The following is a 2303-nucleotide window of genomic DNA, read 5'->3' on the forward strand; positions in this document are numbered from 1 at the left end:
GATATATAAAGGTGTATCTAGCATAGAAGCATCACTTATATCATCTATATTTACATCCAAATTTAACTTCGATCTTATGCATTTTAGTTTAAATTTAAGCGACTGGATATATTCATTTAGATAATCAAGTGCTTCAGCTATATCTTTACCCTCTATCTTGGCTTCATTTTCTTTGTTTTCCAAGAGATAGCACAGCATATATAAAACCAAAACACTCTCTTTTAAAAAGTGAGATCTAATTAATATATTCACCAAGTGTCTATTCTCAGTATTTTCATACTTTACTTCGCCAGTTGTATCTATGCCTAGCTTATAGCCTAGATCAGATATTACTGAAAAGGTAGGTTCTATCAAAACAGCCACATCTTTTGAAAAGCTATCTTCATCTCTATTGATAATTTGTTTAACGCTCTCTACGTGATGTATCTCTATGTCTATATCTTTTTCTTTGCTAGCTTTATTTATATTAGAGCTCACCTTTTTATCTGCAAGAGTCTTTTGAGCTTGTTCATTATTTTTAACTACATCTACATATTCATCTACGCTGCTCTTATCATCTTTAAAGCCAAACATACCTTTTATCTTGTTAAAGACTGAGCCTACCATCTTTCCTATAAAGCCATCTTTGTCTATGACTCTTGCTATCCATCTTGCACCTTTTGCTATGGCTTTAGCCACAAAGCTAAGAAGCCTTAAGCTCCAAGTAAAAGCTGAAGCTAATATACCACCATAAATTCCTGGAGCGTTATAAGTATAAAGTTCTTTTACTCCGCTATCTTTAAAGGTTACTGCATATATTTGAGCTAGATGACCTCCTAATGAGTGACCTGATAGGATGATGTCTTTGGCGGTGTTATCTAAGCCACTTAAGTTTTGACTATGAGAATTTATAGCTTCTTGCATAGAGGACTGAAGTGATTTTAAAGCAGATATTTGCATAAGCGCTCTTGATGTGATAGCCATAAAGGCATCATCTAAGAGATCGTTTATTTTCATCTCTGTTCCTCTAAAGCCTATTATATAGTTTGACTTAAGAGTGTCATAAAATATAGTTGAGCTAAAACCTGATTTTTGATTAGGTATGTGCTTTACTAGCTCATAGCGATTAACAAAAAGTTTTGTGCGAGGGGAGAGAGATTTAGGAATGTAAAAAATTCTTGGTGGCTTGGTTTTAGATGTTTTTATAAAATTTTTAACATTATTTGACAACTCAACAATTTCTTCTTTTTCATCTCCTTCTTCTATTGGTTTTTTTACTATTTTATCTGCCATAAATCTAGCTTCAATACAAAGAGCATAAGCAGTAGGTTCACCAAAATTTCTATTATTTGCTTGTGATGTATCTGTTTCATTATTTTTGTCAATCTTATCACCTAAAGTAATATCATCCGCATATCTCCAAATAGGCTTTTTCTTTTCATCTTCTCTATAAGAATTTACAATGTTTTCAGGGACATTATCTTTGCCGAATTTATCATAAAGCTCATCAAGTCCATTTCTTTCATTCTCAAATACATTATGAAGCATTGCATAACTTGCATCAGCTATATCAATATAGTCTTTAAAGCAATTTATTAGCTCTTTATTTGATTTTTTAGTTTGCACTTACTTGTCCTTGTTTGCTTTTATGAATTTGTTGTTTGTTAAGTAAAAAATATTATCTCCTGATTTTGTACCAAAAGACTCTTTGGTAAATGATACACCTCTACCTTCATCACCAAATAGTCCATATTTGGTTTCAATATAAGTATATGAAAGATATATTTTTATAACTCTCATCTCTTTTCCATCAAAATATATATATTTAGGATAAATTCTAGGTTCTTCTTTTAAAAAATCATCTCCAATAAATTCTTTTATCTTATTTATATAAAATTCTGGTACTTCTGCTTTTTTACCAGTATCTCTTTCATAATCTATCCAACGAGTGTAGTATCTTTTACCATTTGAGAGGATTTGAGGATATTTCTCATCAAAGCCTTTTAAATTCTTTCTCATTTCAGCATCGGTCGTAGAAGCATTTATTATTTTTAGTTCTGCTTCTCTTCTTAACTTTTCTTTAATTTCTATCTCTTTCTCAAATTTCTCATCAAATATATACTCCACCATATTGTTTAGCTAAGTTTTCTAATTCAGAGTTACTTATCTTTTTATTTGCTTGATTAGCTGAGCAAGCTATTAAAAATATACTTGTTAGAAGTAGTAATATAAATGCGGTAAATCTCATAAATAAATTTTTAAAATAATTAATCAAAAATCTAATAATTTCATATAATGAAGTCAAGAAGTTCATCTAAGGATTT

The 2303-nt window shown here is 30.2% G+C and carries 2 protein-coding genes; both read right to left on the minus strand.

Annotation, left to right across the window (positions count from 1 at the left end):
* On the minus strand, nucleotides 1-1605 hold a 1605-nt coding region (locus tag F3H01_RS09045; RefSeq protein WP_149725560.1), incomplete at its 3' end, for an Mbeg1-like protein.
* Nucleotides 1606-2109 (minus strand): tRNA 2-selenouridine synthase, encoded by a 504-nt coding sequence (locus F3H01_RS09050; RefSeq protein ID WP_149725561.1) that lies wholly within the window; start codon nucleotides 2107-2109, stop codon nucleotides 1606-1608.
* Between the last annotated feature and the right edge of the window lie 194 nt (nucleotides 2110-2303).

It is taken from the genome of Campylobacter concisus (genome assembly GCF_902460875.1).
In the GTDB taxonomy this organism is placed as follows: Bacteria; Campylobacterota; Campylobacteria; order Campylobacterales; family Campylobacteraceae; genus Campylobacter_A; species Campylobacter_A concisus_AA.

Bases quoted from the DNA above. Each gene is read 5' to 3' on its own strand.
- F3H01_RS09050 (WP_149725561.1), bottom strand. From the start codon at position 2,109: ATGGTGGAGTATATATTTGATGAGAAATTTGAGAAAGAGATAGAAATT.